Origin of the sequence: Methylobacterium nonmethylotrophicum (genome assembly GCF_004745635.1) — a bacterium.
In the GTDB taxonomy this organism is placed as follows: domain Bacteria; phylum Pseudomonadota; class Alphaproteobacteria; order Rhizobiales; family Beijerinckiaceae; genus Methylobacterium; species Methylobacterium nonmethylotrophicum.
Genome location: NZ_SRLB01000024.1, coordinates 66,318 through 92,516 on the forward strand (window position 1 = coordinate 66,318; position 26,199 = coordinate 92,516).

At 71.7% G+C, this 26,199-nt stretch carries 21 protein-coding genes and 1 tRNA gene; 19 read left to right on the top strand and 3 right to left on the bottom strand.

The genetic code is table 11. The annotated features are described in order from the left end of the window. The first annotated feature begins 22 nt into the window (after positions 1 to 22). From EU555_RS26160 to EU555_RS26175, 4 genes are all read left to right on the top strand, one after another. Entirely contained in the window at positions 23 to 1,051 is a 1,029-nt protein-coding gene (locus EU555_RS26160; protein ID WP_135418340.1) for an endonuclease domain-containing protein, read from the top strand. Beyond that, positions 1,048 to 1,755 (top strand): MarR family transcriptional regulator, encoded by a 708-nt coding sequence (locus EU555_RS26165; protein WP_135418317.1) that lies wholly within the window; start codon positions 1,048 to 1,050, stop codon positions 1,753 to 1,755. Before EU555_RS26160 ends, EU555_RS26165 begins: the two co-directional genes overlap by 4 nt. Next, positions 1,752 to 5,093 carry an ATP-binding protein gene (locus EU555_RS26170; RefSeq protein WP_135418318.1) on the top strand — a complete coding sequence of 1,114 codons (3,342 nt, stop codon included), beginning with the start codon at positions 1,752 to 1,754 and terminating at the stop codon, positions 5,091 to 5,093. The genes EU555_RS26165 and EU555_RS26170 overlap by 4 nt, the downstream gene beginning before the upstream one ends. 434 nt (positions 5,094 to 5,527) lie before the next feature. Beyond that, positions 5,528 to 6,568: a helix-turn-helix domain-containing protein gene (locus EU555_RS26175; RefSeq protein ID WP_135418319.1), complete on the top strand. Its 1,041-nt coding sequence runs from the start codon at positions 5,528 to 5,530 to the stop codon at positions 6,566 to 6,568. A gap of 147 nt (positions 6,569 to 6,715) precedes the next feature. Here the strand turns inward: EU555_RS26175 and EU555_RS26180 are convergent, their stop codons facing one another. Next, positions 6,716 to 6,988, bottom strand: coding sequence for a hypothetical protein (locus EU555_RS26180; protein WP_245524502.1), 273 nt, complete (start codon positions 6,986 to 6,988; stop codon positions 6,716 to 6,718). Between the two features lie 157 nt (positions 6,989 to 7,145). On the opposite strand from EU555_RS26180, the gene EU555_RS36355 reads away from it, so the two are divergent. From EU555_RS36355 to EU555_RS26230, 11 genes are all read left to right on the top strand, one after another. Then, positions 7,146 to 7,289, top strand: coding sequence for a hypothetical protein (locus EU555_RS36355; RefSeq protein WP_167858667.1), 144 nt, complete (start codon positions 7,146 to 7,148; stop codon positions 7,287 to 7,289). Positions 7,290 to 7,458: 169 nt separating this feature from the next. Beyond that, the gene (locus EU555_RS26185) at positions 7,459 to 8,703 is read left to right on the top strand and encodes an ABC transporter substrate-binding protein (protein ID WP_135418320.1); all 1,245 of its coding nucleotides are present in this window, start codon (positions 7,459 to 7,461) and stop codon (positions 8,701 to 8,703) included. A gap of 28 nt (positions 8,704 to 8,731) precedes the next feature. Beyond that, positions 8,732 to 10,618, top strand: a complete 1,887-nt coding sequence (locus EU555_RS26190) for an ABC transporter permease (RefSeq protein WP_135418321.1) — start codon at positions 8,732 to 8,734, stop codon at positions 10,616 to 10,618. Then, a complete protein-coding gene (locus tag EU555_RS26195; RefSeq protein WP_135418322.1) occupies positions 10,615 to 11,397 on the top strand; it encodes an ABC transporter ATP-binding protein in 783 nt (260 codons plus the stop codon). The genes EU555_RS26190 and EU555_RS26195 overlap by 4 nt, the downstream gene beginning before the upstream one ends. After that, positions 11,397 to 12,107: an ABC transporter ATP-binding protein gene (locus EU555_RS26200; RefSeq protein WP_135418323.1), complete on the top strand. Its 711-nt coding sequence runs from the start codon at positions 11,397 to 11,399 to the stop codon at positions 12,105 to 12,107. Before EU555_RS26195 ends, EU555_RS26200 begins: the two co-directional genes overlap by 1 nt. 255 nt (positions 12,108 to 12,362) lie before the next feature. Beyond that, positions 12,363 to 14,414 (top strand): hydantoinase/oxoprolinase family protein, encoded by a 2,052-nt coding sequence (locus tag EU555_RS26205; RefSeq protein ID WP_135418324.1) that lies wholly within the window; start codon positions 12,363 to 12,365, stop codon positions 14,412 to 14,414. Then, on the top strand, positions 14,411 to 16,099 hold the full coding sequence (locus EU555_RS26210) for a hydantoinase B/oxoprolinase family protein (protein ID WP_135418325.1): 1,689 nt from the start codon (positions 14,411 to 14,413) through the stop codon (positions 16,097 to 16,099). The genes EU555_RS26205 and EU555_RS26210 overlap by 4 nt, the downstream gene beginning before the upstream one ends. Beyond that, the gene (locus EU555_RS26215; protein WP_135418326.1) at positions 16,096 to 17,598 is read left to right on the top strand and encodes a 6-hydroxynicotinate reductase; all 1,503 of its coding nucleotides are present in this window, start codon (positions 16,096 to 16,098) and stop codon (positions 17,596 to 17,598) included. Before EU555_RS26210 ends, EU555_RS26215 begins: the two co-directional genes overlap by 4 nt. After that, positions 17,595 to 18,062: a MarR family winged helix-turn-helix transcriptional regulator gene (locus EU555_RS26220; RefSeq protein ID WP_135418327.1), complete on the top strand. Its 468-nt coding sequence runs from the start codon at positions 17,595 to 17,597 to the stop codon at positions 18,060 to 18,062. The genes EU555_RS26215 and EU555_RS26220 overlap by 4 nt, the downstream gene beginning before the upstream one ends. Before the next feature lies 1 nt (position 18,063). After that, positions 18,064 to 18,918: a UPF0280 family protein gene (locus EU555_RS26225; protein WP_135418328.1), complete on the top strand. Its 855-nt coding sequence runs from the start codon at positions 18,064 to 18,066 to the stop codon at positions 18,916 to 18,918. Then, positions 18,915 to 19,493 carry an amino acid synthesis family protein gene (locus EU555_RS26230; RefSeq protein ID WP_135418329.1) on the top strand — a complete coding sequence of 193 codons (579 nt, stop codon included), beginning with the start codon at positions 18,915 to 18,917 and terminating at the stop codon, positions 19,491 to 19,493. Before EU555_RS26225 ends, EU555_RS26230 begins: the two co-directional genes overlap by 4 nt. A 553-nt stretch (positions 19,494 to 20,046) precedes the next feature. Here the strand turns inward: EU555_RS26230 and EU555_RS26235 are convergent. Then, positions 20,047 to 21,426: a GGDEF domain-containing protein gene (locus EU555_RS26235; protein WP_135418330.1), complete on the bottom strand. Its 1,380-nt coding sequence runs from the start codon at positions 21,424 to 21,426 to the stop codon at positions 20,047 to 20,049. Between the two features lie 523 nt (positions 21,427 to 21,949). Here EU555_RS26235 and paoA point away from each other — a divergent pair. Genes paoA through EU555_RS36360 form a run of 4 tightly spaced genes read left to right on the top strand, consistent with a single transcriptional unit; the run spans position 21,950 to position 25,887 of the window. Next, positions 21,950 to 22,564 carry an aldehyde dehydrogenase iron-sulfur subunit PaoA gene (paoA, locus tag EU555_RS26240; RefSeq protein ID WP_135418331.1) on the top strand — a complete coding sequence of 205 codons (615 nt, stop codon included), beginning with the start codon at positions 21,950 to 21,952 and terminating at the stop codon, positions 22,562 to 22,564. Beyond that, a complete protein-coding gene (locus EU555_RS26245) occupies positions 22,561 to 23,511 on the top strand; it encodes an FAD binding domain-containing protein (RefSeq protein WP_135418332.1) in 951 nt (316 codons plus the stop codon). The genes paoA and EU555_RS26245 overlap by 4 nt, the downstream gene beginning before the upstream one ends. Before the next feature lie 4 nt (positions 23,512 to 23,515). Next, positions 23,516 to 25,735, top strand: a complete 2,220-nt coding sequence (gene paoC / locus EU555_RS26250; protein WP_135418333.1) for an aldehyde oxidoreductase molybdenum-binding subunit PaoC — start codon at positions 23,516 to 23,518, stop codon at positions 25,733 to 25,735. After that, positions 25,732 to 25,887, top strand: coding sequence for a hypothetical protein (locus tag EU555_RS36360; RefSeq protein ID WP_167858668.1), 156 nt, complete (start codon positions 25,732 to 25,734; stop codon positions 25,885 to 25,887). The genes paoC and EU555_RS36360 overlap by 4 nt, the downstream gene beginning before the upstream one ends. Before the next feature lie 226 nt (positions 25,888 to 26,113). Here EU555_RS36360 and EU555_RS26255 read toward each other — a convergent pair. Beyond that, positions 26,114 to 26,190: transfer RNA gene (locus EU555_RS26255), tRNA-Met, on the bottom strand. Positions 26,191 to 26,199 lie beyond the last annotated feature (9 nt).

Genomic DNA, 26,199 nt, shown 5'->3' on the forward strand with positions numbered 1-26,199 from the left:
GGGACGCGGCCTCGTCTTGCGCATGTCCGGAGAGATCGACAACGCGGCGCGGCCGCGCCTGGCGCCGGCGGAGCTGGCGCACCGCGTCGCGGGCCTGAAGGCCGGCGAGCGGCTCGCCGTCATCGGCATCGGGCGCGACGGTCTCGGCGGGATCCTGGCGGCGGGGGACGGCTCGCGGGGCGTCCTCCTGGTCGCCACCGAGGAGCTGCGACACGACGACCCGCGCGGAGCCGCCGCCCTCATCGACCGGCTGCTCGACGACCTCGCCGACCTGGCCCTCGCCCGCTGGCCGGACTGGCCCGGACAGGACGGCGCGGCGCCCGAGATGTCTGCACCCTGGCTCAAGGCGGCGGCGACATGCGCGGCGGCCGGGCGGCCGCCCCGGTTCCGGCGGATGGCGCTGGCGCTCGAGTTCGGGCAGCTGCTGCGGGCGGTCGATCCCGGCAGCGTGATCCTGGTGGCCGAGGTCGACCCGGCCTCGCCGGCGCGGGCGGCGCCGGTGATCGGGGCGCTGGAATGGTGCGCCCGGCACGGCGGCGCCTGCGTGGCGGCCCTGCCGGCGGCCCCGCCCGACACCCCGCCCTACGACCGCATCCTCTACGGCGCCTGCGAGATCGGGCGCGCCCCGACGCCCGCCGCCGCGCGCTACATCCCGGCGCAGTCCGGCCCCGTCTCGCGGGCGCACCATGCCAGCGCGACCGAGAAGCTCATGGAGGAAGCGCTGGGGCGGGATCCGGAACTCGCCGGCCTCTTCTCCGGCAACGAGGTCGTGCCGGTGCCGGGCTCCGGGCAGCAGCCGCGGGTCGACCTGCTCTGCCGCGAGCACCGCGTCGTCGTCGAGCTCGACGGGCCCGAGCACCAGGCCAGCCCCAAATTCGGCCATGACCGCCACCGCGACTACGAGCTGATGGTGGCGGGCTACCGCGTGCTGCGCCTGACCAACGACCAGGTCGCGACGGACCTGCAGCGCGCGGTCGAGAAGATCCGCGCCGTCGTGCGGCTCGCCCGCACGACGGCGCGACACCCCCCTCCAGGAGACCCGATCCGATGAGCGAGACGCCGACGCCGCAGCAGGCGCTGATCCTCTGGCGCCTGCTCGGCCGGCAGGGCACCGCCCTGAACAGCGAGATCGCGCCCAGAAAGGCCGAGCGCGACGGCCTATGCGCCGCGGGGCTGCTGACGGCGGAGAAGGAAGGACGCTCCTCGCGCCTGACCGTGACCGACAAGGGCTGGAACTGGGCCGGTCGGCACCTGCGCGATCCGCTGCCGCCGAACGCCCGGGTGCTGCAGGACTGGCTCACGCGCCTCCACCACCACCTTGAGGCCACGGGCGCGACGCTCGCCGAGTTCGTCGGCCCGGCGCCCGAGCGCGCGCCGCCGGAACCGAAAGTGCGGGCGCCACGATCCCGAAAGGGCGATCCCGCCCGAAAGCCCAGATCTCAGGCATCGGTGCCGAAAGCTCCCGATCCGCACGACGAGGCCGACCCGGACCAGCTCCGCACCCGGATCGAGCGGGCCTATCTCGCCTGCACCAAGGGCCGGAAGTCCACCGCCGTCCGCCTCAGCGCGCTTCGGGCCGCTCTCTCGGACCTCGACCGTGCCACCGTCGATGCCGGGCTCGCCGCGGTCCTGCGCGGCGACGACAGCATCCGGCTCACCCGGATCAGCGACCCGAAGGCCCTCGACGCCGCCGAGCGCGCGGCGGCCTTCAGCCCCGCCGGCGAGCCCTTCCACGAGATCTGGATCAACGCATGAGCGACGCCCTAGACGCCCTGCGCCGCGTCAACTTCGACTGGGTGCGCACCCTCGACAGCGTCTGGCTCGACGCCGAGCCGACCGGCGCGCCGAACGAGGCCCTGATCCCGGGACTCGTCGCCGCCCTGCACGCGCAGGCACCGGGTGCCCGGCCGCGCGGCCGCGTGCTCGTCGGCGAGCCCGGTATCGGCAAGACCCACCTCGTCGGCCAGATCCGTCGCGAGGTCTGGGAATCCGGCGGCTGGTTCGTGCTCCTCGACGTGCTCGGGCTCACCGATTTCTGGCGCAGCGCGGCGCTGAGCTACCTCACCGCCTTGTTGCGCAAGATGCCGAACGGGCGGCGCCAGTCCGACGCCGTGCTGGCCGGAGTCGCCCGCTACCTCGGGGTCGAGACGCAGGTCGAGCAGGCCTTCAACACGCCCAATATCGACACCCGCCAGATCGTCGATATCCTCGTCAAGGCGTTGATGCGTCAGGATATGGACGCTGCGCTCCGGCACCAGGACGTGTTTCGCGCCCTGTGTCTCCTGCGTTCGCAAGACCCTGCCGCCGCCGGTCTCGCCCATGCCTGGTTGCAGGGCTACGACGCCGATCCGGCCGCCCGCTCGACGTTCGGCTTCCTCGCGCCGCCGCCCGCGCCGATCGAGCTGGTGCGCGGCATGGCCTGGATCATGGGGCTCAGCGGCCCGACCCTCGTCGCCCTCGACCAGATCGACGGTGTGGTCGATGCGAGCCGCCTGACCCTCGACGACGATTTCGAGCCCGGCCCCGGCCTCGCCGAGATGCTGGCCGCCGGGCTGATGGAACTGCATGACGGCGGCGGCCGCGGCATGACGCTCATCACCTGCCTGACCGATTCGTGGCGGCGGCTCGAGGAGCGCGGGCTGAAATCAGCGATGGACCGTTTCGAGGCGCCGGTGCTGCTGACGGGCATGAACAAGCCTGCCGCCGCGGCCGCGCTCATCCGCAGCCGCCTCGCGCCGGCCTACGCGGCAACCGGCTTCACACCGCCCTTCCCGACCTGGCCGTTCGGCGAGTCGGCGATCGCGGCCGCGGCAGGCGCCGCGATGAGGCCTCGCACGCTGCTGATGCGCTGCGACGCCTTCCGCCGCGATTGCCTCGGGAACGGGAGGGTCACGGTCTGCGACGATCTCACCCACGGGTCTCCCGTGGTGATCCCGCCTCCCGAGCCTGAGATCGAATTCGACCTCGATAAGGCCCGCCGCAACGCCGACCTCTCCGGCATCCTCGACGACGAGGATGCCGGGCTCGGCGAGCTGCTACGCGCCGCCTTCGACCTCTACGCCCTGGAGGACGACCCGCACGACGCGATCGACGTGGTGAGCAAGGGCGAGCCGGAGCAGAAGCTGCCGCCGCTGCACGGCAGGCTCACCTTCCTCCACCGCGACGAGAACGACCGCGAGCGTCACGTCTGCTACCGCGCCCTGCTGCAACAGCACCCGATCGCCTTCCAGGCACGGTTGCGCGCCGCGCTCACCGCTTCGGGCATCTCTGCGAAGATCCCGGGCCGCGAATTGCTGGTGGTGCGGCGCGGCCCGGTGCCGGCGGGCACCAAGACCGGCAACCTGGTCAGCCGCTTCGTCGCCGCGGGCGGGAAGCTGATCGATCCGTCGGACGACGACCTGCGCACCTTCGTGGCCCTGCGCGACTTGCGCGACGCGGCTCTGCGGGACGGGCGGTTCGACCGGTTCGAGAGCTGGATGCGCGAGAAGCTGCCGGTGCGAGGGACCGAGTTCTTCCGCAAGATCGGCCTGCCGGGAGACGGCACGGCGGCGCAGCCGGCCCGGGGGCGGCGTCCCCCGGCCGAGATTCTGCCCCGGCCGGAGCGCAAGACTGTGCAACTGCCGCTGCCTCTCCCGACGGCCGATCTGGCTCCGCCCTCCACCCCGCCGGCGGCCGCGCAAGCCTCGTCGGAGTCCAGGCCGGCGCGTGGCGCGGCGTCGGCCGGCAAATCCGAAACGGTGCTTCGTGCCGAGCGCAGCGCTCCTGCCGTCGAGCCTGAGCCCCGAGCGGCAGCGCCCGAGGCGAAGCCGGTCTCCCAGACCTCGCCGCCCGGCGCCGCTGCGCCTTCCCCCACCCCCGACGCCATCCCGGTCGGCCGCCGCCTGACCCCCGACGCGCCGGCCGTCGCCCTGCCGCTGCGGCTTCTGCCGCGCCACACCGCGATCATCGCCGGCTCCGGCTCGGGCAAGACGGTGCTGCTGCGGCGCCTCGTCGAGGAGGCGGCGCTCGCCGGCATCCCGGCGATCGTCGTCGATCCCAACAACGACCTGTCGCGCCTGGGCGATGCCTGGCCGGAGCGGCCGGCGGGCTTCACGCCCGAGGATGACCGCAAGGCCGCGGACTACGCCGCACGGGTCGAGGTGGTGGTGTGGACGCCGGGCATCCATGCCGGCAACCCACTCTTCCTCTCGGTGATGCCCGACCTCGCCGCCAGCGACGACCGCGACGAGCGCAATCAGGCGATCGAGATGGCGGCCGAGACTCTCTCGCCCCTCGCCGGTGCGACGAGGACCCTGCCGCGCGGCGTGCTCGCCGACGCCCTGCGGGCCTTCGCGGCCCGCGGCGGCGGCACGCTGGCGCGGTTCACCGACCTCCTCGCCGACCTGCCCGACGGCATCAGCGAGATCGGCAAGGCCCAGACCCTTGCCGCCGGCCTGGCGGACCAGCTCCGTGCCGCAGTCGCCACCAACCCGCTCCTGCGGATCGAGGGCGCTGTGCTCGATCCCGCCCGCCTGTTCCATGGCCCGGACCCGGGCCGCACCCGGATCTCGGTGATCAACCTGTCGGGCCTCGCCTCCGAGGCCGCGCGGGAGGACTTCGTCAACCGGCTGCAGATGACGCTGTTCGGCTGGATCAAGACCCATCCCTCGCCCCGGGGCCTGCTCTACGTCGTCGACGAGGCGCAGACCTTCCTGCCCTCCGGGCGGACGCCGCCGAGCCTCGGCAGCGGCATCAAGCTGGTGGCGCAGGGCCGCAAGTACGGCCTCGGGCTCGTCGTGGCGACGCAGGTGCCGAAGGGCATCCACAACCAGGTCGTGTCGAACTGCACGACGCAGTTCTTCGGTCGCCAGAGCGCGCCCGCGACCATCGCGGCGGCCCAGGAGATCATGGCGGCGAGCGGCGGGGCGGCACCCGACATCGGCCGGCTCGGGGCGGGCGAGTTCTACTTCGCCACCGAGGGCTCGGGAAAGCCCGCCAAGCTGCGCACGCCCCTCTGCCTCAGCCATCACCCGCCGAACCCGCCGACGCCCGAGCAGGTGATCGCGCGCGCCAGGCGCTCCGCTGGCCCGCAGGCCAGTGCTGCGGAAAGCTAAGCGTCAGTCGCCGACGCGGTCACCGGCTCGACGACGAGAAGGATGCACGAACGAGCGCACGAGGGGAGTCGCGCCCTGCAACGGACGGTAACGACACGACGAGAGCCAGCCGGGCATCGCTCTCCGCCGCCCGCACCCTCATCCTTCGGGGGCCGGCGATCGAGGCGATCGTCGATCGCCGGCCCCCGAAGGAGGGGTCCAGGACCCTGCCGCTCCGGGAGGTCTCCGTCGAGGCGGGCAGAGCCCGCACCTCCGGACGCGCGGTGCGGGTCGCAAGGGCCGCCACTGCGAGCGAGCTCCCCCTGTCGTGGGCCGGGCTCGCAACGCGGCTACCGCTGGTCCTCGTGACCGTGGCCCAATGCGTAGGCGCTTGTGTCCGAGGCAAGGTGTCCTATGGTCAGAGAAGAGATTCGCCTTCTTCGGCTGTGCGACGCATGGATGCTGCCGACCTGAAGTCCTGTTCGGACGTATTTCTGCACGTCATCGAGGAGCACGGCTTCGCGGGCCACTGGAAATGGACCTTTGCCTCGGGGGAGCAGCGCTGGTCGCGCGGCTTCTTCCGGCTCCTCGGCCTCGATCCGCATCGCGTCGACCCGGCTTACGACCTGTTTCTCGACCTGGTGCATCCGGAGGACCGGGTGCGGCTCGCGGGCCCGGGCGAGGTGATGCAGGGCCACGTCTCGCCCCGCGCGCTCGTCCGGTTGATCCGGCCGACCGGGGAGTGGCGCAACCTGTCGGTCCTGTCCGAACTCCGCGTCTCGTCGGACGGCCGGCCGCTCTCGCTGAGCGGCGTCGCCCTCGACGTCACCGACCGCGAGCGGCTGACGCAGATCCAGGCGCTCGAGCGCCGCCGCCGCCAGGCGCTCTACCTGACATCCTACGCGACGACCTACGCGGTGAGCGTGGACCGGATCCACGACTTCCCCGCCGAGGTCGCGCAGGTCCACGGTTGGTCCCTGAACGAGATCAACCGGAATCCCTTCGTGATGATCGTGCCCGAGGAGCGCGCGGCCTTCCGCGACCGGGCCATGCAGGTCCACGATCCGCGGACCGTCTTCCAGGGCACGGCGCATGAGCGGCTCGCCAACGGCGAGGTCTGGCGGTTCCGCATCATCGGCGTCCCGCTCTGGAACGAGGACGGCGAGTATCTCGGGCGGGCTGGCCTCAAGTACCCGATCCTTCCCTCAGGCGACCACGTCCGCCAGACGGAGGCGCCCGAGGACGTCCGGCTGCGGCGTGCCCTCGAGCAGGCGGTGCAGGGCTATCACCTGCGCGCCGCCCGCGGGTTGCTCGGCTGGTCGATGACGACCCTCGCCGAGGCGAGCGGCCTGTCCCTCTCGACGGTCCGGCGCCTGGAGGAGAACGCCGAGCAGCAGGGCGCCCGCTCGCGCCACAGGGCCGTCCAGGCGCTCCGCGCCGCCGGGATCCGGTTCATCACCCTCGACGACGGCACCATCGCGGTCGCGACGGCGTGAGCGGGCCGGGCTCCGCGTCACGCCGCCGGTCGCGAGCGGCCGGCGCCCAAGTCGTGACCGGCTCGGCGACCACGATGATGCACGATCAAGGAACCCGGCAGAGATGCGCCATGCCGCTCTGCCGAGCCGGCCCGCCGCGAGCGCGGGTCAGCGGGCCCGGTTGGCCGGGCTCGTCGCCGTGGCGTTGCCGCCGCTGTGGCTCGGCAGGTCGTCGGTGCGGGAGGCGGCGCCCGGCGCGGCCGGCGCCACCGTCCCGGTCGCGGCCGGCACGTCGCGGCCCGGCAGGCCTTTCTCCGCGTTGCTCTTCACGCTGCCGGGGTTGTTCATGTTGTTCTCCGCCGAACCGGGAACGCCGCTCTGCGCCAGGGCGGCGCCGGTGAGCGCGAGGGTCGTGGCGAGCGCGAGCAGGGTGGTGCGCATCGGTGTCGTCCTTCTCCGAGGTATCGTGGGGCGGCAACGCGCGGCCAGGCGGCCAAGCTCCCATCGTCGGCGCGGAGCATGCCTTGTCGCTTCCTGGTTTTGTTCCTATTTTGTTCTCACAAACTGCATCAGGAACACCGGAACGGGAGAACGGGAGATGGCGATTCAGCAGGCACACGAGCGCGACGAGGATCCGGGCGAGACCGCGCGCATCGAACAGGCGGCCTGGGTCGCCGCGATGATCGAGGCCGAGCGCGAGCGCGCCCTCGACGTCTGGCTCGCCCGGGAGGCAGGCCTCTGACGGGCGGACGTGTTTGCGCGCGACCCTGCGCATTTGCGCGACAGCGTCCGCCCGGATTTTCCGCAGGTCAGGCCCTTGCATCCCGGCACAGGCCAAGTATCGTTCGCCTACGAACGAGTTTGCATCCCGGCCGCTGAAGTCGCGCCGGGATCGGCCGGAGGTTCGCACCATGTCGACCCGCGACGAGACATTTCGTCCCCTGTCCCGCCGTAGCGTCCTCGGCGGGCTCGCCGCGGCACCGCTCGGACTGGCAGCCTCCCGGGCCGTCGCGCAAGGCGCCGGGCCGATCCGGATCGGCGAGCTGAACTCCTACGGGCGCATGGCCGCCTTCGCGGTCCCCTATCGCAATGCCATGCAGCTCGCGCAGGATGCCGTCAACAAGGCAGGCGGCATCAAGGCGCTCGGCGGGCGGCCGATCGAGATCGTGTTTCGCGACGACGGCTCGACCCCGGGCGACGCCACGCGCGTGGCCGAGGAGCTTCTGACCCGCGAGAACGTCGCGTTCCTGTGCGGCACCTTCCTGTCCAACGTGGGCCTCGCGGTGGCGGATTTCGCCAACCAGCGCAAGGCGCTCTTCCTCGCCACCGAGCCCCTGACCGACGCGCTCACCATGGGCAGCGGCAACCGCTACACCTTCCGGGTGCGGCCCAACACCTACATGCAGACCCGGATGCTGGTCGACGCGGTGAAGGACCGCGGCGTCAAGCGCTGGGCGATCGTGGCGCCGAACTACGAGTACGGCCAGTCGGCAGCCGCCAACTTCAAGCGCCTGATGGCGGCCGCCGTCCCGGGCTTCGAGGTGGTGGGCGAGCAGTTCCCGGCTTTGGGCAAGGTCGATGCCGGCGCCACCGTCGGCGCCCTGTCGCAGATGAAGGCCGACGGCCTGTTCAACGTGCTGTTCGGCGCCGACCTCACCGCCTTCGTGCGCGAGGGCAACACCCGCGGCCTGTTCGAGAAGCGCACCGTCGCGAGCCTGCTCACCGGCGAGCCCGAATACATGATCCCGCTGGGCGACGAGACGCCGGAGGGCTGGGTCACCACTGGCTACCCGTGGGAGACGATCGACACCAACGGCCACAAGGAGTTCGTGGCCGCCTACCGGGCCCGGTTCAACGACACGCCGCGCCTCGGCTCGCTGCTGGGCTACGTCGTCGTGCACATGATCCGCGACATGCTGGAGAAGGCGAAGTCGACCGACACCGAGGCGATGATCGCGGCGCTCGAGGGCCTGACCTCCCAGACCATTGCCGGCCCGGTGACGATGCGGGCGCTGGACCACCAGTCGACCCTGGGCGCCTGGATCGGCGAGACGGCGCTCAACGGCCGCCAGGGCACGATGAAGAAGGTGCGCTACGCCGACGGGGCCGACTACATGTTCCCCGAGGCCGAGGTGAAGGCGGCCCGCAAGGCCTGAAGCCCAAGCGAGCCGGAGCGGAGGCCCCATGGACCCGTCCTTCCTCGTCCTCCAGGCGCTCTCCGGGCTCGCCAGCGCCTCGTCGCTGTTCGTGATCGCCTCGGGGCTGACGATCGTGTTCGGCGTCACCCGGATCGTGAACTTCGCCCACGGCTCGTTCTACATGCTGGGGGCCTACATCGCGGTCACGCTCGTGCCGCGGCTCCTGGACCTGTCCTACTCGCCCGCCGCGTTCTTCCTCGGGGTGCTGCTCTCCGCGCTCCTCGTCGGCCTGATCGGCGTCGCCGTCGAGGTGCTGCTGCTCCGCCGCATCTACCGGGTGCCGGAACTCTTCCAGCTCCTCGCCACATTCGGGGTGGTCCTGATCGTCGAGGACCTGGTGCTCAAGATCTGGGGGCCGGTCGACATCGCGGGCCCCCGCGCGCCGTCCTTGCGCCACGGCGTCGAGATCCTGGGCCAGCGCTTCCCGGCCTACGAGCTGGTGCTGATCGCGGTCGGCCCGCTGGTGCTGGGCCTGCTCTGGCTCCTCATGCACCGCACCCGCTTCGGCGTGCTGATCCGGGCCGCGACCCAGGACCGCGAGATGGTCGGGGCACTCGGCGTCAACCAGGCGCGGCTCTTCACCCTGACGCTCTTTCTCGGCGCGAGTCTCGCGGGGCTCGGCGGCGCCCTCCAGATCCCGCGCATCCCGGCGAACGGCCACATGGACCTCTCGGTCATCACCGACGCCTTCGTGGTCACGGTGATCGGCGGCATGGGCTCGGTGCCGGGCGCCTTCGTGGCCGCCCTGCTGATCGGCCAGCTCCAGGCCTTCGGCATCCTGATCTTCCCGAAGGTGACGCTGGTCCTCGTCTTCGCCCTGATGGCGGTGGTGCTGGTGGTCAAGCCCTGGGGCCTGTTCGGCCGGCCGGAGGCCGCCTCCGGCCGCGTGATGCCGCCGGAGGGCATCCCCTCCCTGCGCCGCTTCCGCCCGGCGGAAGCCGCGCTCGCCGGCCTCGCCGTGCTGGCGCTCCTCGCGGTGCCGCTGTTCGGCGACGCCTACAAGGTCAAGGTCGCGACAGAGATCCTGATCTTCGCGCTGGCCGCCTTCTCGCTGCAATTCCTGATCGGGGTCGGCGGCCTGGTCTCGTTCGGGCACGCGGCGTATTTCGGGCTCGGCGCCTACGCGGCCGGGCTCCTCGTCACCGGCCCGTTCAAGGCGCCGATGGAGCTGGCGCTGGTCGCCGCACCGCTGGCGGCCGGCGCCGGCGCCGCCCTGTTCGGCTACTTCATCGTGCGGCTGTCGGGCATCTACCTGGCGATGCTGACGCTGGCCTTCGGGCAGATCGTCTACGCGGTCTGCTTCCAGTGGGTCGAGGTGACGGGGGGCGACAACGGCGTCGTCGGGGTGTGGCCGTCCTCCTGGGCGTCGGGCCGCACCACCTACTTCTACCTCGTCGCCGCCCTCTCGCTCACCGCGATCGTGCTCTTGCGCCGGGTGATCTACGCCCCCTTCGGCTACACCTTGCGGGCGGCGCGCGATTCCGCCACCCGCGCCGAGGCGATCGGGCTCGACGTGCGCACCCATCGCTGGCTCGGCTTCATCCTGGCGGGTGCGGCGGCCGGGCTCGCCGGCGGGCTCTACGCCTTCATGAAGGGCTCGATCGACCCGACGCTGACCGGCATCCCGCTCTCGATCGACTTCCTGGTGATGGTGCTGGTCGGCGGCATCCAGACCGTGATGGGCCCCCTCGTCGGCGCCGCCTTCTTCCACGCGCTCAAGGACGCGGTGATGCCGCTGACCGAGTTCTGGCGCCTGCTGCTGGGGCTCGCCATCATCGCCACCGTGCTGGCCTTCCCGCGGGGGCTCGCCGGCGCGGCCGAGGCCCTGCGCGGCCGCGTGGCGGCACCCAAGCCCGTGGAGGCCTCGGCATGACGCTCCTCGTCGTCGCGGGCCTGAACAAGCGCTTCGGCGGCGTCGCCGCGGCCAGGGACGTGTCCTTCACGCTCGCGGCCGGCGAGATGCTGGCGATCATCGGGCCGAACGGGGCCGGCAAGTCGACCACCTTCAATATGGTGGGCGGCCAGCTGAAGCCCGATTCCGGCACCGTCGCCCTCGACGGCCGCTCGATCGCCGGCCTGCCGGCCCGGGCGATCTGGAAGGCGGGCGTCGGCCGCACCTTCCAGGTCGCCCAGACCTTCGTGTCGATGACGGTGGCCGAGAACGTCCAGATGGCGCTGCTGTCGCATCACGACCGTAGCCGGCACCTGTTCGCGGATGCCCGCGCCCTCTACCGCGGCGAGGCGCTGGACCTCCTCGCCGGGGTCGGGATGCGGGCCGACGCCGAGCGGCCGGTCTCGGAACTCGCCTACGGCGACGTGAAGCGGGTCGAACTCGCGGTGGCTCTCGCCTCGCGGCCGAAACTCCTGCTGATGGACGAGCCCACCGCCGGCATGGCGCCCCGGGAGCGCTCCGGACTCATGGCGCTCACCGCCGAGGTGGCGCGCACCCGCGGCATCGGGGTTCTGTACACCGAGCACGACATGGAGGCGGTGTTCGCCCATGCCGACCGGGTGCTGGTCTTGGTGCGCGGCGAGATCATCGCCGCCGGCACGCCGGAGGAGATCCGGGCCAACCCGCGGGTGAAGCAGGTCTATCTCGGCGAGGCCGGGACCGAGGCGGCGATGCGCGCGCGCCGGAAGGCGGTGGCGTGATGAACGCTCTTCTCGACGTCTCCGGTCTCACCGCGGCCTATGGCCGGGCCCAGGTCCTGTTCGGCGTCACGCTGACGCTACGGCCCGGCGAGGTCGTGGCGCTGATGGGCCGCAACGGCGCCGGCAAGTCGACGACGCTGAAGGCCATCATGGGCGTGCTGCCGCCGACCGGCGGAACGGTCTGGTTCGAGGGCCAGGCGGTCACCGGCTGGGAGCCGTTTCGCGTCGCCCGCCGCGGCCTCGGCTACGTGCCGGAGGAGCGGCGCATCTTCACCGACCTCACGGTGATGGAGAACCTCGAGGTCGGCCGGAAGGTGCCGGCGGACGGGCGCGCCGCCTGGACACCGGAAAAACTCTTCTCGATCTTCCCCAACCTCGCCGAGATGCGCGGCCGCCGCGCCGCCGCGATGTCGGGCGGCGAGCAGCAGATGCTCACCATCGCCCGCACCCTGATGGGCAATCCCCACGCGGTGCTGCTCGACGAGCCGTCGGAGGGCCTCGCCCCCGTCATCGTCGAGCAGATGGCCGACGCGGTCCTGCGGATGAAGCGCGAGGGCATCGCGGTCCTGCTCTCGGAACAAAACCTGAGCTTCGCCGGCGCGGTCTCGGACCGGGCCTACGTGATCGAGAAGGGCGCGATACACTTCGAGGGGACGATGGCGGCGCTCGAGGCTGACGAGGCGGTGCGGGAGGCGTACCTGACGGTGTGAGGGGTGACGGGGATGGCGCGTGTGCCATCCTGGTCAACTCATTGAGAATATGGGCGCTTTCCCCTCTCCCTTGTGGGGAGGGGTTAGGGGTGGGGGTGGTGCCGCGTTGAACTCAACGGTGCCTTCTGCACCACCCCCACCTCCAACTCCTCCCCGCAAGGGGGAGGAGAGGCGCGCTACCTTGCAAGAGGTGGAGCAACAGGCGGCGTCGGCAACCCAGCGAACCCGTTCGTAGGCGAATGATCGAGGTGTGACGTGAGACGCGTGGCGGGCATCGATGTCGGCGGCACCTTCACCGACCTTCTTCTGACGGAGGCGGATTCGTCCGGCGTGCGGGTGCGCCTCGCCAAGGTGCCGACCACCATCCGCAACCAGGCCGAAGGCGTGCTGGCGGCGATCGCCGCCGCCGCGGTGGCGCCCGCCGACCTGGACCTCGTCATCCACGGCACCACCGCCACCACCAACGCGGTGCTGGAGCGCAAGACCGCCCGGGTCGGGCTCATCACCACGCAAGGGTTTCGGGATGTCCTCGAACTCGGGCGCCGCACCCGGCCGAAGCCCTACGGGTTGTTCGGCACCTTCGAGCCGCTGATCCCGCGCGAGCTGCGCCGCGAGGTGCCGGAACGCGTCATGGCCGAGGGTGCGGTGCGCACCCCCCTCGACGAGGCAGCCGTCGCGGCGGCGGTGCGCGACCTGCTGGCCGAGGGCTGCGAGGCCTTGGTGATCCATTTCCTGCACGCCTACGCCAACCCGGAGCACGAGCTGCGCGCCGGCGCCATCGCCAAGGCCCTGTGGCCCAACGCCTACGTCACCCTCGGCCACGCGCTCCTCTCCGAGTTCCGCGAGTACGAGCGCGGCACCACCGCCTCGGTCAACGCCGCCGTGCAGCCGATCCTCGACCGCTACGTCCGGCGGCTCCAGGACGACCTGCGCGCCAAGGGCTTTTCCCGCGACCTCCTCGTCATGAACGGCAACGGCGGCACGGTGCCGGCGGGGCTGGTCGTCGAGGCCGCGGCCAAGACCGTGATGTCGGGCCCGGCCTCGGGCGTGATGGCGGCCGCCGCCACCCTGGCGCAGTCGGGCCTGAAGAACGCCATCACGTACGACATGGGCGGCACCTCGACCGACGTGGCGCTGATCGCCGGCGGCGTGCCGGAGGTCTCGGCGGAGCTCACCATCGATTACGGCCTGCCGATCCACCTGCCCATGGTCGACGTGCACACGGTCGGGGCCGGCGGCGGCTCGATCGCCTCGGTGAACCGGGCCGGCATGCTCCAGGTCGGCCCCGAGAGCGCCGGCTCCGAGCCCGGCCCGATCGGATACGGCCGGGGCGGCACGCGGCCGACCATCACCGACGCCAACCTGGTGCTCGGCCGCCTCGATCCGGCCCGGCTCACCGCCGTGCGGGCCGGCGTCTCGCTCGACGCCATCCGGGAGGCCTTCGCCCGCGACCTCGCCGAGCCCTTGCGGATGAGCGTCGAGGAGGCCGCCGAGGCGGTGATTCGCTTAGGCAACGTGCACATGACCGGCGCCATCCGCATGGTGTCGCTGTCGCGCGGCTACGACCCGAGGGACTTCGTGCTCTTCGCCTTCGGGGGCGCCGGCCCGCTCCACGCCGTGGCGCTCGCCCGCGAGCTCGGCATCCCGGAGGTGCTGGTGCCGGCCCGCCCCGGCCTCACCAACGCCCTCGGCTGCCTCGTCGCGGATCTCCGCCAGGACCGGGTGCGCACCCTCAACCGCCCCCTCGACGGGCTCGACATGGCGGATGTGCGCGCCGTGCTGGAGGAGCAGGCGGCCGATGCCCTCGCGATGGTCGCCGAGGAGCAGGCCGAGATCGAGGAGACCACGGTCACCTTCGGCGCCGACATGCAGTTCCGCGGCCAGACCCACCTGATCCGCGTCGCCCTGCCCTCCCCGGACATCGATCGCGCCACGCTCCAGAACTTGTTCGAGGCGGCCTATTTCCGCCGCTTCCAGGTCCGGCTGCCGGAGATCCGGGCGGTGGTGGTCAACCTCGTCACCTCGGTGATCGGGCGGCGAAAACCCTTCCCGCTCGCGGCGCTGATCGACGAGGCGGGGCGCACCGACCTCGCGGGCGCCCGCCTGGGCACCCGGCCGGTCTACGCCGAGGGCGCCTGGCACGAGGCCGCGATCTACGCCCGCGAGGCCCTGCCCCTCGGGGCCGAGATCGCGGGGCCCGCGGTGATCCAGCAGATCGACGCCACCACGGTGGTCGAACCCGGCGCCGTGGCGCGGGTCGACGCCATCGGCAACCTGAGGATTCGCGCAGGAGACATCTCAGCATGAGAGAGCTCGACGCCCTCACCCTGGCGGTGATCCAGGCCGGGTTGCAGCAGGTCTGCAACGAGATGGACATCGCCTTCTCGCGCTCGGCCTTCTCGCCGGTGATCGCCGAGGCCGACGACCGCTCGGACGGGATCTACGACCGCGACACCGGCGCGCTGATCGCGCAAGGGGAATACGGCCTGCCGGTCTTCGTCGGCACGATGCAGTACTCGACCGGGGAGCTGATCCGGCTGACCCGCGAGGGCAAGGCCGGCCAGCCTGAGCCCGGCGACATCTACATCGTCAACGACCCCTATCTCGGCGGCACGCACCTGATGGACGTGCGATTCGTGCGTCCGGTCTTCGTCGAGGGCGAGCTGTTCTGCTGGCTGCAGAATACCGGCCACTGGCCCGATATCGGCGGCATGGTGCCGGGCGGCTTCTCGGCCCACGCGACGGAGGTAGAGCAGGAGGGCCTGCGCCTGCCGCCGGTCAAGCTGTTCAAGCGCGGCGCGATGGATCCCGAGATCTTCTCCATCATCGCCTCGAACATCCGCGTCGCCGACCAGCGCATCGGCGACATCAAGGCGCAGGCCGCGGCGCTCATGGTCGGCGAGAGCCGGCTCACCGACCTCCTCGCGAAGTTCGGCCGCGAGACCCTGGACGCGGCGATCCGCGAGATCCGCGCCCGCTCGGCCGAGCGGATGCGGGCCGAGATCCGCCAGATCCCGGACGGCACCTACCGGTCGGAGGCCTTCGTCGATTCGGACGGCGTGGTGAACGAGCCCCTGCGCATCGCCCTCACGATGACGAAAGCCGGGGATGGTCTGACCTTCGACTTCTCGGGCTCGTCCCCGCCCTGCCGCGGGCCGATGAACTCGGTGGTGGCGACGACCTATTCCTCGGTCTATCTCGCGGTGAAGCACGTCTTCCCGGACGTGCCGATCAATGCCGGCACCTTCGAGCCGCTGACGATCCACCGGCCCGAGGGCACCTTCCTCGATGCGCGCTATCCCCGCCCCGTCTCGGGCTGCGCCGCGGAGGTGAGCCAGCGCATCGCCGAGGCCGTCTTCCTCGCCCTCGTCCAGGCGATCCCCGAGCGCGTGACCGCGGCGCCCGCCGGCACCTCGGGCAACTTCGCGCTGGGCGGTTTCGACCCGGGCAAGAATGCCCCTTACGTGATGTACCAGATCACCGGCGGCGGCTACGGCGGCAACGCCGCTCATGACGGGCTGTCGAACGGCTGCTCGACCATCGGCATCTCGAAGACCGCCCCGGTCGAGGTGATGGAGCAGTACTATCCGGTCCTCTTCCGCCGCTTCGCCTTGCGCGAGGGGTCGGGGGGCGCCGGCGCCCATCGCGGCGGCTTCGGCGTCCACTACGAGGTCGAGCTGCTGCGCGGCGAGGCCAAGGCCTCCTTCGTGATGGATCACGGCCGCTACGGGCCGCCCGGGGTGCTCGGCGGGGGCGACGGGGCGCCGAACGTGGTGCGGATCCACCGCGGGGGCGAGACCTTCACCCCGCTCCACCTGTCGAAGGACCAGAACATCGCGATCCAGGCCGGAGACCGGGTCGAGGTGATGACGCCGGGCGGCGGCGGCTACGGTGCGCCCGGGGCCCGCGACCCCGCGCTCGTCGCCCGCGACCTGCGCCGGGGCTATTACCGGGCGGACGAAGCCGAGACCTTGTGGGGGAGCCAGTCATGAGCGCCGACACCCTCTCCACGGAAGCCCGCTCGAGAAAGTTCGGCGCGGCGGAGGCCGACGGCATCGTGCGCTGCGACGCCTGCCCGGTCCTGTGCCGGATCCGGCCCGGCCGCTCCGGTGCCTGCTCGCGCTACGCCAACGAGAACGGCCACCTGGTGCGCACCGACCCGGTCGTGCTGCTGCACGACGCGGCCGAGGCCGGCCAGAAGCTGGTGCCGTTCGGGGCGGCGGAGTGGGACGGGCGGGTGCTCGATCCCTCGCGCACCTTCGTCACCGGCATCGGCGCCGGCACCACCTATCCGGACTACAAGCCCGCCCCCTTCATCGTGGCGAGCGAGCACGAAGGGGTCGAGACCGTCACGGTCGTGACCGAGGGCATCTTCAGCTATTGCGGCGTGAAGGTGAAGATCGACACCGACCGCCATCTCGGCCCCGAGCGCGCAGCGATCCGCGTCAACGGCGAGGAGGTCGGCCACGTCACCACCGCCGAGTACGGCTCGCAGATGCTCTCGGTCGGCGGCGTGCGCCACCTCACTGGCGGCTCGAAGAAGGAGGGCACCGTCACCTGCGACGCGCTCCTGCGCCTCTGCGCCGGCGACGCGGTGACGATGACGATCGATGGCGGCCACGAGGTCGTGGTCCAGGCCGGCCGCGCCCCGATCGTCGACGGCGTGCCGGAGCAGCGCATGCGCGTCGGCTGCGGCTCGGCGACCGTCGGCATCTTCGCCCGCCAGTGGCTCGGCCACGCCGACGAGGTGATCGTCGTCGACGACCACATCACCGGCGTGCTCACCGAGCACCAGGCCGGGCGGGTGCTGGGCATGCGCCCGGCCGGGATCCGGGTGAAGGGCCGGCGCTCGACGCCGGGGCGCTACTTCCAGGTCGCGAATCCGGGCATCGGCTGGGGCGGCACCGACATCGCCGACCCGCTCAGCATCATCCAGGCGATCGATCCCGCCACCGCCTGGCCGGGCCTGCGCCTCCTCATGACCTCGACCACGGGCGAGCACGCACTCTGGCTCGTCCTCGACGACGACCTGAAGCCGGTGCCCGCCGAGATGCCGGCCCCGGTGCGCCAGGTCGTCGAGCGCATCGGCGAGAATTGCGAGCCCTCGCTCTGCACCGTGCTGTTCGTGGCCGGCGCCGGCGGCTCCTTGCGGGCCGGCGTCACCGAGAACCCGGTGCTCCTCACCCGCTCCGTCGCCGCCGGCGAGACCAGGGTGACGATGGGGGGAGCCCCGGTCACGGTCTGGCCCGGTGGCGGCATCACGGTGATGGCCGATGTGACGCGGATGCCGAGGAACGCCTTCGGCTCGGTGCCGACGCCGGCGCTCGTCGCCCCGATCGAGTTCACCCTGCCGCGCGACCTCTACGCACGGCTGGGCGGGCACGACGGCGACGTGGTGGCGATGGCCGACGTGCTGCGCGAGGTCGGGCCCGCCGCCCGGATCGATGCGTGGAACCCCGATCACCCCTGGCCGGCCGGCGAGGTCGCATGAACGCTCCGCATCTGCGCCAGAAGCCGCCCGAGGTCGACCCCGAGGCCCTGCGCACCTACCGGGTCGAGGAGCAGATCGGCTATCTGATCCGGCGGGCGCACCAGCGCGCCTCCTCGATCTTCGAGGCGGTGATGCGGGATTTCTCCGTCACGCCGGTGCAGTTCGCCGTGATGACGAAGCTCCACGACCTCGGGCCGACCTCGCAGAATCAGGTCGGGCGCCTCGTCGGGGTCGATCCGGCGACGATGTTCGGCGTCGCCCGGCGGCTGACCGCCCGCGGCCTCGTGCGGACGACCGCCGACGAGGCCGATGCCCGCCTGGTGCTGCTGGCGCTCACCGACGAGGGCGTGCGGGTGATCGAGGCGATGAAGAGCCGCGGCGCCGAGGTGACCGCCCGCACCCTCGCGCCGCTCTCGCCCGACGAGGCAGCCGAATTGATCCGCCTCATCGCCCGGCTCGGCTGACGTGGACGGCCCGTCGGTCCAGGTCCTGGCGGACGGCCGGCTGCACCTGCAGCACGGGCCGATCGACCTGGTGCTCCGCGCCTATGGGGCGGAGATCGCGATAGCGGAGGCGCATCGGGCGGCCATCGACCGCTTCGCCACGGTGCTGGGCGAGCTCGTCGGCGAGCTGCCGGAGCTGCGCCGGCCGATGAGCGAGGGGCCACGCGTCGAGGGGAGGATCGCCCGCCGGATGGTGGCGGCGTGCCGGCCGCACCGCGCGTTCATCACCCCGATGGCCGCGGTGGCGGGTGCGGTCGCCGACGAGATCCTGGAGGCGATGCGCGAGGCCGCGCCCCTCGACAAGGCCTTCGTCAATGACGGCGGCGACATCGCGCTCCACCTGACCGAGGGCGAGACCCTGGCGGTCGGCGTCGCGGCGGATTTCTCCCGGGGCCCGGTGCCGGCGGTGAACGGCCAGGTGATCCTGGCCTACGGGGACGGGATCGGCGGCATCGCCACCTCCGGGCGGCAGGGCCGCTCCTTCTCCCTCGGTCTCGCCGATTCGGTGACGGTCCTCGCCCGCGACGCCGCCGCGGCCGACGCCGCCGCGACGCTGATCGCCAACGCGGTCGACCTGCCCGGGCATCCGGGCGTCAGGCGTGCTCCGGCCGCCGATCTCGACCCCGATTCGGATCTCGGCGACCGGCTCGTCACCGTGGCGGTCCCGGAGCTGGCGCCCGACGACATCGCCACGGCTCTCGAGGCCGGGCGCCAGCGGGCGGCGGCGATGCGGGCCGCCGGCCTGATCCGGTCCGCCGCCCTGATGCTCCAGGGCCTGACCGTCGTGTTGCAGGAGACAAGGGAGATCCGCCCATGATCGAGGTCCGCAAGATCGTCGTCACCGTCGAGGAGGTCCGCCACGACGGCGGCCCCGTGCTCGACACGCCCATCCTCAAGGGCTCTGTCGCCTGCGTGCTGAAGAACCCCTTCGCGGGGCGCTACGAGGCCGAGATCACCCCGATGATGGAGGCGCTGAAGCCGCTCGGCGTCGAATGCGCCCGCAAGCTCCTCGACGCGCTGGGCGGCGATCCCGGCCGGATCGAGGCCTACGGCAAGGGCTCGCTGGTGGGTGCCGCCGGCGAGCTGGAGCACGGGGCTTTGTGGCACGTGCCGGGCGGCTACGCGATGCGCGAGCTCCTGGGCCAGGCGCTCGCCATCGTGCCGTCGATGACCAAGGTCGGGCCGATGGGCGCCTCCCTCGACGTGCCGATCCACCACAAGGATGCGGCCTATGTCCGCTCCCACTTCGACGGCGTCACGGTCGCGGTCGCGGACGGTCCCCGCGCCGACGAGATCCTGTTCGCGCTCGCGATGACCACCGGCGGCCGCCCGCATGCCCGGGTCGGCGGGCTGGCGAAGGACGCGATCGCGAAATGGGACGGGCAGCGGTGAGAGTTATCGCTGTGTCGATGAAAGACCGGTAGACGATACGTTCCCGAACTCACGGCCTCTTCCCGGGGCTCACCGCAGGCGAGAACCCGGGATCCATAACGGCTGGAGCCCGCTTGATTCGCTCATTAGTACCGACACCCTCCTGGTCATTCCGGGGCCGCGCAGCGGCGGAGCCCGGAATCCAGACACTCAGGGGTTTCAGAGCCTGTTTGACCCACCTGGCAAATTTATCCCATCCTCAACCTCATCCTGAGGTGTCAGTCGATTGAAGATCGACTGACCTCGAAGGAGGCCTCCAGCAATCTCTGTGATATCTGGAACCCTCCTTCGAGGCTCCCTTCAGTCGCACCTCAGGATGAGGTCGTAGATGGGATGGATCAATTCTGTCTGATATCCTTGTCGGCAGTCAAACAGGCTCTCAGAAAGTGCGGCCCGCGCTCAGCTCTATTCTAAGCCATCCGCGGTTCTGGATTGCGGGCTCCGCTGCGCGGCCACGGGATGACGATGCAGGGTGTCAGGGACCGAGGACGAGTACCGCGGAACGCCGGCGCCCTCACGCCGCCCCCCGCTCCGGCGTCACCGCCTCCGAGCGCGGCCCGAAGCTCGCCTCGACGCGGTTACGTCCGTTGCGCTTGCAGCGGTAGAGCGCGGCGTCGGCCCGGGCGACCAGGCAGTCGGTGCTCTCGCCCGGGGCCAGGGTGGCGACGCCGAACGAGCAGGTCCGAGAGTCGACCTCCGGCAGGGCCGTGGCCTCGACCCGCTGGCGCAGGCGCTCGGCGAGGGAGGTCGCTCCGACGAGGTCGGTGCCGGGGCAGAGCACCATGAACTCCTCGCCGCCCCAGCGGCCGAGGATGTCGGCGGGGCGCACGGCGTCGCGCAGGAGGGCCGCGACGGCGACCAGCACCTGGTCGCCGATCGTGTGGCCGTACCGATCGTTGACCGACTTGAAGTTGTCGATGTCGCCGAGAATCAGCGAGAGCGTGCCGCCCTGCCCCGTCGCCTCCGCGAGCGCCTCGTCGAGCTTGCGCCGGTTGGCCAGGCCGGTGAGCAGGTCGGTGCGGGCCAGGGCCTCGAGGTCGCGGGTGCGCTCGGCGATGCGGTCCTGCAGCGTCGCGTTCATCTCGCGCAGGTCGCGCATCAGGGCGGCGTTCTCCTCGAAGGAGCGCCGCAGCCGGTCGCGCATGGTGTTGAGCGCGCCGGCCAGTGCGTGCAGCTCGTTGCGGCCGCCCGCCTCGATCACCAGGGGCGGCGCCCCGAGGGTATCGGCGTCGATCCGCGCCAGGTAGTCGCGGATCTGCGCCAGCGGCCGGCCCACCATGGTGCGGATCACCAGGTAGAAGATGAACCACAGCATCACCGACTTGATCGCCGAGTTGATCAGGATCACGTACAGCGTGTTCTTGACCTGCTCGATCGCGATGCTGTCGTCCGAATGGACGGTCCAGGATCCGATCGGGTAGCGGCGGCCGTTCTCGTCGGTATGCACGACCGGGAAGGTGCGGCTGAATGGCGTGCCGAAGCTCCGGGACGCCGGCTGCATGTCGTCGTTGAGGCCGACATGCCAGAGCCCGCCGGACGCGTCCGTGACGGTGCCGATCGCCTGGATGCGCTGGCCCGCCTCGTCGCGGACCTCCACCCCGACGACCGCCGGGATCTCCCGCATCCCCGCCAGGATGCCGCGCAAGACCTCGGCGTTGTAGCGCCACATCGCGTCCTCGATGCCGGGGCTGAAGGTGCGCTGGAGCGCCGCCACGTCGTCCTGCAGGCGCTGGCTCGCGGCCCGGTAGGCCACCAGCATCTGCATCGCTGTGAGGCCGACCGCGACCACGACGTAGCAGCCGAAGATCATCCGCATCAGGCGGCCGGCGAGCGCCCGTTCCCGGGTCGGCGCACCGAGCCCGCCGCCGCGGCGAAGGATGCGAGGGAGCGCCATGCTCTACAGGTCGTTTCGGCCGAGGGAGATCCGGTGCCGATCGGCCGGCACCCGTCGGCCCGGGCGCGTCGCGACGGGCCCGCTCGAGACGGCCGCGATCCGCCCGAGAAGGCCGTCTCCCATTCGCATGCCGCTCCCCGCCCTGCCCCTGAAGTTATGTTTTGTTAGAGTCGGGGCCGACATTCAAGATCCGGTTAATCGCCGGGTGCACGGAACTGTAGCGGTCAACTCCAGCATCATCCAGGGCCTTGCGATCTGCGATAAGGGAGCCGGGTGGCGTCGCGGACGGGCGCGGACGAGATCTGACGCCCCCCGTGCCTCCGGGACGATCTTGCCTGACTTCGGTCCGGTGCCGACCTCCCCGGCACGGCCGGAAGGCGCCGCCTGCACCTTGAGAAACCGATCGAGACGTCGCGCACGCGGCCTGCCGGGCGGGTGAATCGCGTCGCGCCCCGTCGCAGCGCGGGATCCCGGGACCCTGTGGCCGCATTCACTGGGCATAGACCTCAACGAGAGTGACCTGATGGCCGGATCCTCCGCCAATGCGGCCCTCGCCGCCCTGCCCGAGATCGCGAAGGCCGGCCCCGCCGGCACTGGCGGCGACGCTCCCGTCACCGCCCGGATGGCCTTCACGGTGAACGGCGAGCGGCGCGAGCTCGACCTCGACCTGCGCACCAGCCTGCTCGACGCGCTGCGCGAGCACTTGCACCTCACCGGCTCGAAGAAGGGCTGCGACCACGGCCAGTGCGGCGCCTGCACGATGATCGTCAACGGCCGGCGCATCAACGGCTGCCTGACGCTCGCGGTGATGCATCAGGGCGCGGAGATCACCACCATCGAGGGGCTCGGGACCCCGGACGCGCTCCACCCTCTCCAGGCCGCCTTCATCCGGCACGACGGCTACCAGTGCGGCTACTGCACCCCCGGCCAGATCTGCTCCGGCGTCGCGGTGCTGGAGGAGATCCGGGCCGGCATCCCGAGCCACGCCACCGGAGACCTCACCCGGGCTCCGGATGTCAGCGAGGCCGAGATCCGCGAGCGCATGAGCGGCAATATCTGCCGCTGCGGCGCCTATTCCAACATCGTCGAGGCGATGACCGCGTTCGCCGGCGACCCGTCGTCCCGGAGCCAGGCATGAAATCCTTCACCTACGAGCGCCCCGGCAGCCCGGCCGAGGCCGCCGCCGCGGTGGCGCGGCGCCCTCACGCGAAGTTCATCGCCGGCGGCACCAACCTCCTCGACCTGATGAAGCTGCAGATCGAGACCCCGGCCCACCTCGTCGATGTCAACGGCTTGGGGCTGGACAGGATCGAGGACACGCCGGAAGGCGGGCTTCGCATCGGCGCGCTGGTGCGCAACACCGACCTCGCGGCAGATGAGCGAGTGCGCCGCGACTACGGGGTGCTCGCCCGGGCGCTGCTCGCCGGGGCCACCGGGCAGTTGCGCAACCAGGCTACCACGGCCGGCAACCTGCTGCAGCGCACCCGCTGCCCGTACTTCTACGACACGGCGCAGGCCTGCAACAAACGCCGGCCCGGCTCCGGCTGCGCGGCCCTCGACGGGGTCAGCCGCCAGCTCGCGGTGATCGGCGGCAGCGAGGCCTGCATCGCCACCCACCCCTCCGACATGGCGGTGGCCATGCGCGTCCTCGACGCCACCGTGGAGACGATCGACGCGGCGGGCGCGGCGCGGACGATCCCGATCTCCGAGCTCCACCGCCTGCCCGGCGACGAACCGGAGCGCGACACGACGCTCGAGCCCGACGAACTCATCACCGCGGTGACGCTGCCCAAGCCGCTCGGCGGCGCGCAGGTCTACCGCAAGGTGCGCGACCGCGCCTCCTATGCCTTCGCGCTCGTCTCGGTGGCCGCCGTGGTCCAGCCGGACGGGACCGGCCGCGTCGCCTTCGGGGGCCTCGCGCACAAGCCCTGGCGGGTCGAGGCGGCGGAGGGCGAGCTGCCCCGCGGCGCGAAGGCGACGGCCGAGGCCGCGCTCGCCGGCGCCCATCCCACTCCCGACAATGCGTTCAAGCTGGCGCTGGCCGAGCGGACCCTTGGCGCGGCGCTCAAGCAGGCGAGGGCCTGATCCGATGAAGTTCGACACACCCGCAGGCCGGAACCCGATCGACCAGCTCAAGGTCGTGGGCCGACCGACCGACCGCATCGACGGCAAGTTCAAGACCACCGGCACCGCGCCTTACGCCTACGAGCGCCACGACGTGGCGGGCCCCCAGGCCTACGGCTACGTGCTCGGCGCCGCCATCGCCAAGGGCCGGGTCCGGGCGATCGACAGCGCCGCCGCCAAGGCGGCGGCCGGCGTGATCGCGGTCGTCACCACCCTGGACGTGCCGACGCTCGGCCTCGGCACGATGAACTACGCCAACCTGTTCGGCGGCGACCGCATCCAGCACTACCACCAGGCGGTCGCCGTGGTGGTGGCCGAGACCTTCGAGCAGGCCCGCGCGGCCGCCTTCCTGATCCGGGTCGATTACGCCCCGGAGGCCGGCCGCTTCGACCTCGCGGCCCTGGCCGACTCGGCGCCGCCCGCCAAGGCCGATAGTGGCGAGGGCAGCGGGGGGGACGGCGCCGAGCGGGTCGGCGACTTCGAGGGCGCCTTCGCGCGGGCGCCGGTCCAGCTCGACGCCACCTACACCACCTCCGACGAGACCCATGCGATGATGGAGCCGCACGCCACGGTGGCGTCCTGGGACGACGACAAGCTCACGCTGTGGACCTCGAACCAGATGATCGCCTGGGCCAAGGGCAGCATCGCCAAGATCTTACGCATCCCGAAGCGGAACGTGCGGGTCGATTCGCCCTATGTGGGCGGCGGCTTCGGCGGCAAGCTGTTCGTGCGGGCCGACGCGGTGCTGGCGGCGCTCGCCGCCAAGGCGGCCGGGCGGCCGGTGAAGCTGGCGCTCACCCGGCCGCTGATCCCCAACAACACCACCCACCGCCCCGCCACGATCCAGCGCGTGCGCATCGGCGCGACGAAGGACGGAGTGATCACGGCGATCGCGCATGAGAGCGTGTCGGGCAACCTGCCGGGCGGGGTGCCGGAGACGGCGGTCGACCAGACGAAGCTCCTCTATGCCGGCGAGAACCGCCTGACGTCCTTGCGGCTCGCCACCCTCGACCTGCCGGAGGGCAACGCCATGCGGGCGCCCGGCGAGGCGCCCGGCATGCTGGCGCTCGAGGTCGCCATGGACGAGATGGCGGAAAAACTCGGCCTCGACCCGGTCGAGTTCCGCATCCGCAACGACACCCAGGTCGACCCGAACGAGCCTGGCCGCCCGTTCTCGCACCGCGACCTCGTCGGCTGCCTGCGGCTCGGGGCCGAGCGGTTCGGCTGGGCCAGGCGCACCCCGACACCGGGCCGGGTGCGCGACGGGCAGTGGCTCGTCGGCCTCGGGATGGCGGCGGGGTTCCGCAACAACCTGGTGATGAAGTCCGCCGCCCGGGTGCGGCTCGACCCGCACGGCACGGTGACGGTCGAGACCGACATGACCGATATCGGCACCGGCAGCTACACCATCATCGCCCAGACGGCCGCGGAGATGATGGGCGTCTCCCTCGACCGGGTCGTGGTGCGGTTGGGCGATTCCGACCACCCGGCGTCAGCCGGGTCCGGCGGGCAGTGGGGTGCCAACAACGCGACCGCGGGCGTCTACGCCGCCTGCATGCGCCTGCGCGAGGCGGTGGCGCAGCGCCTCGGCATCAACTCGGCCGACGCCGTCTTCACCGACGGCGAGGTCCGGGCCGGCAACCGCGCCGTGCCGCTCGCCGACGCCGCCAAGGCGGGCGAGCTCGTCGCCGAGGACGCGATCGAGTACGGCAACCTGTCGAAGTCGCAGCAGCAATCGACCTTCGCCGGCCACTTCGTCGAGGTCGGGGTCGATGCCGACACCGGCGAGACCAGGGTGCGCCGCATGCTGGCGGTCTGCGCCGCCGGGCGCATCCTCAACCCGAAATCTGCCCGCAGCCAGGTGATCGGCGGCATGACCATGGGGGTCGGCGCGGCGCTGATGGAGAAGCTGTCCGTCGACAAGCGGCGCGGCTTCTTCGTCAACCACGATCTCGCCGGCTACGAGGTGCCGGTCCACGCCGACATCCCGCACCAGGAGGTGATCTTCCTCGACGAGGTCGACCCGGCCTCCTCGCCGATGAAGGCCAAGGGCGTCGGTGAGCTCGGCCTGTGCGGCGTCGGCGCCGCGGTGGCGAACGCGGTCTACAACGCCACCGGCATCCGCGTGCGCGACTATCCCCTCACGCTCGACAAGCTGCTGGCGCAGCTGCCGGACGCCGCGTGAGCCCGGCGCATGCCAACGAGGACGACCCGGTCAGGCGTCCCGGGATCATCTGCCACGTGGTCGCCTCGATCGACGAGACGCGGCGCTCGGCGCCGAGATTGCTGCTCGAGGGAGGCGCCGGCATCAACGGCGCCTCCCTGAAGCAGGGCTGATCGACGAGTTCAGCATGCTGATCCAGCTGGCGGTCGGCGCCCTCACCGGCGTGCAGGGCCATCGTCGACGACGTCGATGTGCTGGGCGAGCACATGACCGGGTCGACGCGGATCACCTCGGAGGGCGTGGTCCTGCGCGGGCGCTGGTGGCACCCGGTCTGAGACCGATCGGTCGTGAACGCGAACAAGCCCGCCAGGGTGACCGGGCGGGCTTGTTCGCTGTGGTTGGTTGCGGGGACAGGATTTGAACCTGTGACCTTCAGGTTATGAGCCTGACGAGCTACCGGGCTGCTCCACCCCGCGCCAGGGTGT

Bases quoted from the DNA above. Each gene is read 5' to 3' on its own strand.
- EU555_RS26195 (WP_135418322.1), top strand. From the start codon at position 10,615: ATGACGCTCCTCGTCGTCGCGGGCCTGAACAAGCGCTTCGGCGGCGTC.
- EU555_RS26245 (WP_135418332.1), top strand. From the start codon at position 22,561: ATGAAATCCTTCACCTACGAGCGCCCCGGCAGCCCGGCCGAGGCCGCC.
- EU555_RS26210 (WP_135418325.1), top strand. From the start codon at position 14,411: ATGAGAGAGCTCGACGCCCTCACCCTGGCGGTGATCCAGGCCGGGTTG.
- EU555_RS26160 (WP_135418340.1), top strand. From the start codon at position 23: ATGTCCGGAGAGATCGACAACGCGGCGCGGCCGCGCCTGGCGCCGGCG.
- EU555_RS26175 (WP_135418319.1), top strand. From the start codon at position 5,528: ATGGATGCTGCCGACCTGAAGTCCTGTTCGGACGTATTTCTGCACGTC.
- paoC (WP_135418333.1), top strand. From the start codon at position 23,516: ATGAAGTTCGACACACCCGCAGGCCGGAACCCGATCGACCAGCTCAAG.
- paoA (WP_135418331.1), top strand. From the start codon at position 21,950: ATGGCCGGATCCTCCGCCAATGCGGCCCTCGCCGCCCTGCCCGAGATC.
- EU555_RS26230 (WP_135418329.1), top strand. From the start codon at position 18,915: ATGATCGAGGTCCGCAAGATCGTCGTCACCGTCGAGGAGGTCCGCCAC.
- EU555_RS26170 (WP_135418318.1), top strand. From the start codon at position 1,752: ATGAGCGACGCCCTAGACGCCCTGCGCCGCGTCAACTTCGACTGGGTG.
- EU555_RS36355 (WP_167858667.1), top strand. From the start codon at position 7,146: ATGGCGATTCAGCAGGCACACGAGCGCGACGAGGATCCGGGCGAGACC.
- EU555_RS26235 (WP_135418330.1), bottom strand. From the start codon at position 21,426: ATGGCGCTCCCTCGCATCCTTCGCCGCGGCGGCGGGCTCGGTGCGCCG.
- EU555_RS26185 (WP_135418320.1), top strand. From the start codon at position 7,459: ATGTCGACCCGCGACGAGACATTTCGTCCCCTGTCCCGCCGTAGCGTC.
- EU555_RS26215 (WP_135418326.1), top strand. From the start codon at position 16,096: ATGAGCGCCGACACCCTCTCCACGGAAGCCCGCTCGAGAAAGTTCGGC.
- EU555_RS26180 (WP_245524502.1), bottom strand. From the start codon at position 6,988: ATGCGCACCACCCTGCTCGCGCTCGCCACGACCCTCGCGCTCACCGGC.
- EU555_RS26200 (WP_135418323.1), top strand. From the start codon at position 11,397: ATGAACGCTCTTCTCGACGTCTCCGGTCTCACCGCGGCCTATGGCCGG.
- EU555_RS26190 (WP_135418321.1), top strand. From the start codon at position 8,732: ATGGACCCGTCCTTCCTCGTCCTCCAGGCGCTCTCCGGGCTCGCCAGC.
- EU555_RS26165 (WP_135418317.1), top strand. From the start codon at position 1,048: ATGAGCGAGACGCCGACGCCGCAGCAGGCGCTGATCCTCTGGCGCCTG.
- EU555_RS26220 (WP_135418327.1), top strand. From the start codon at position 17,595: ATGAACGCTCCGCATCTGCGCCAGAAGCCGCCCGAGGTCGACCCCGAG.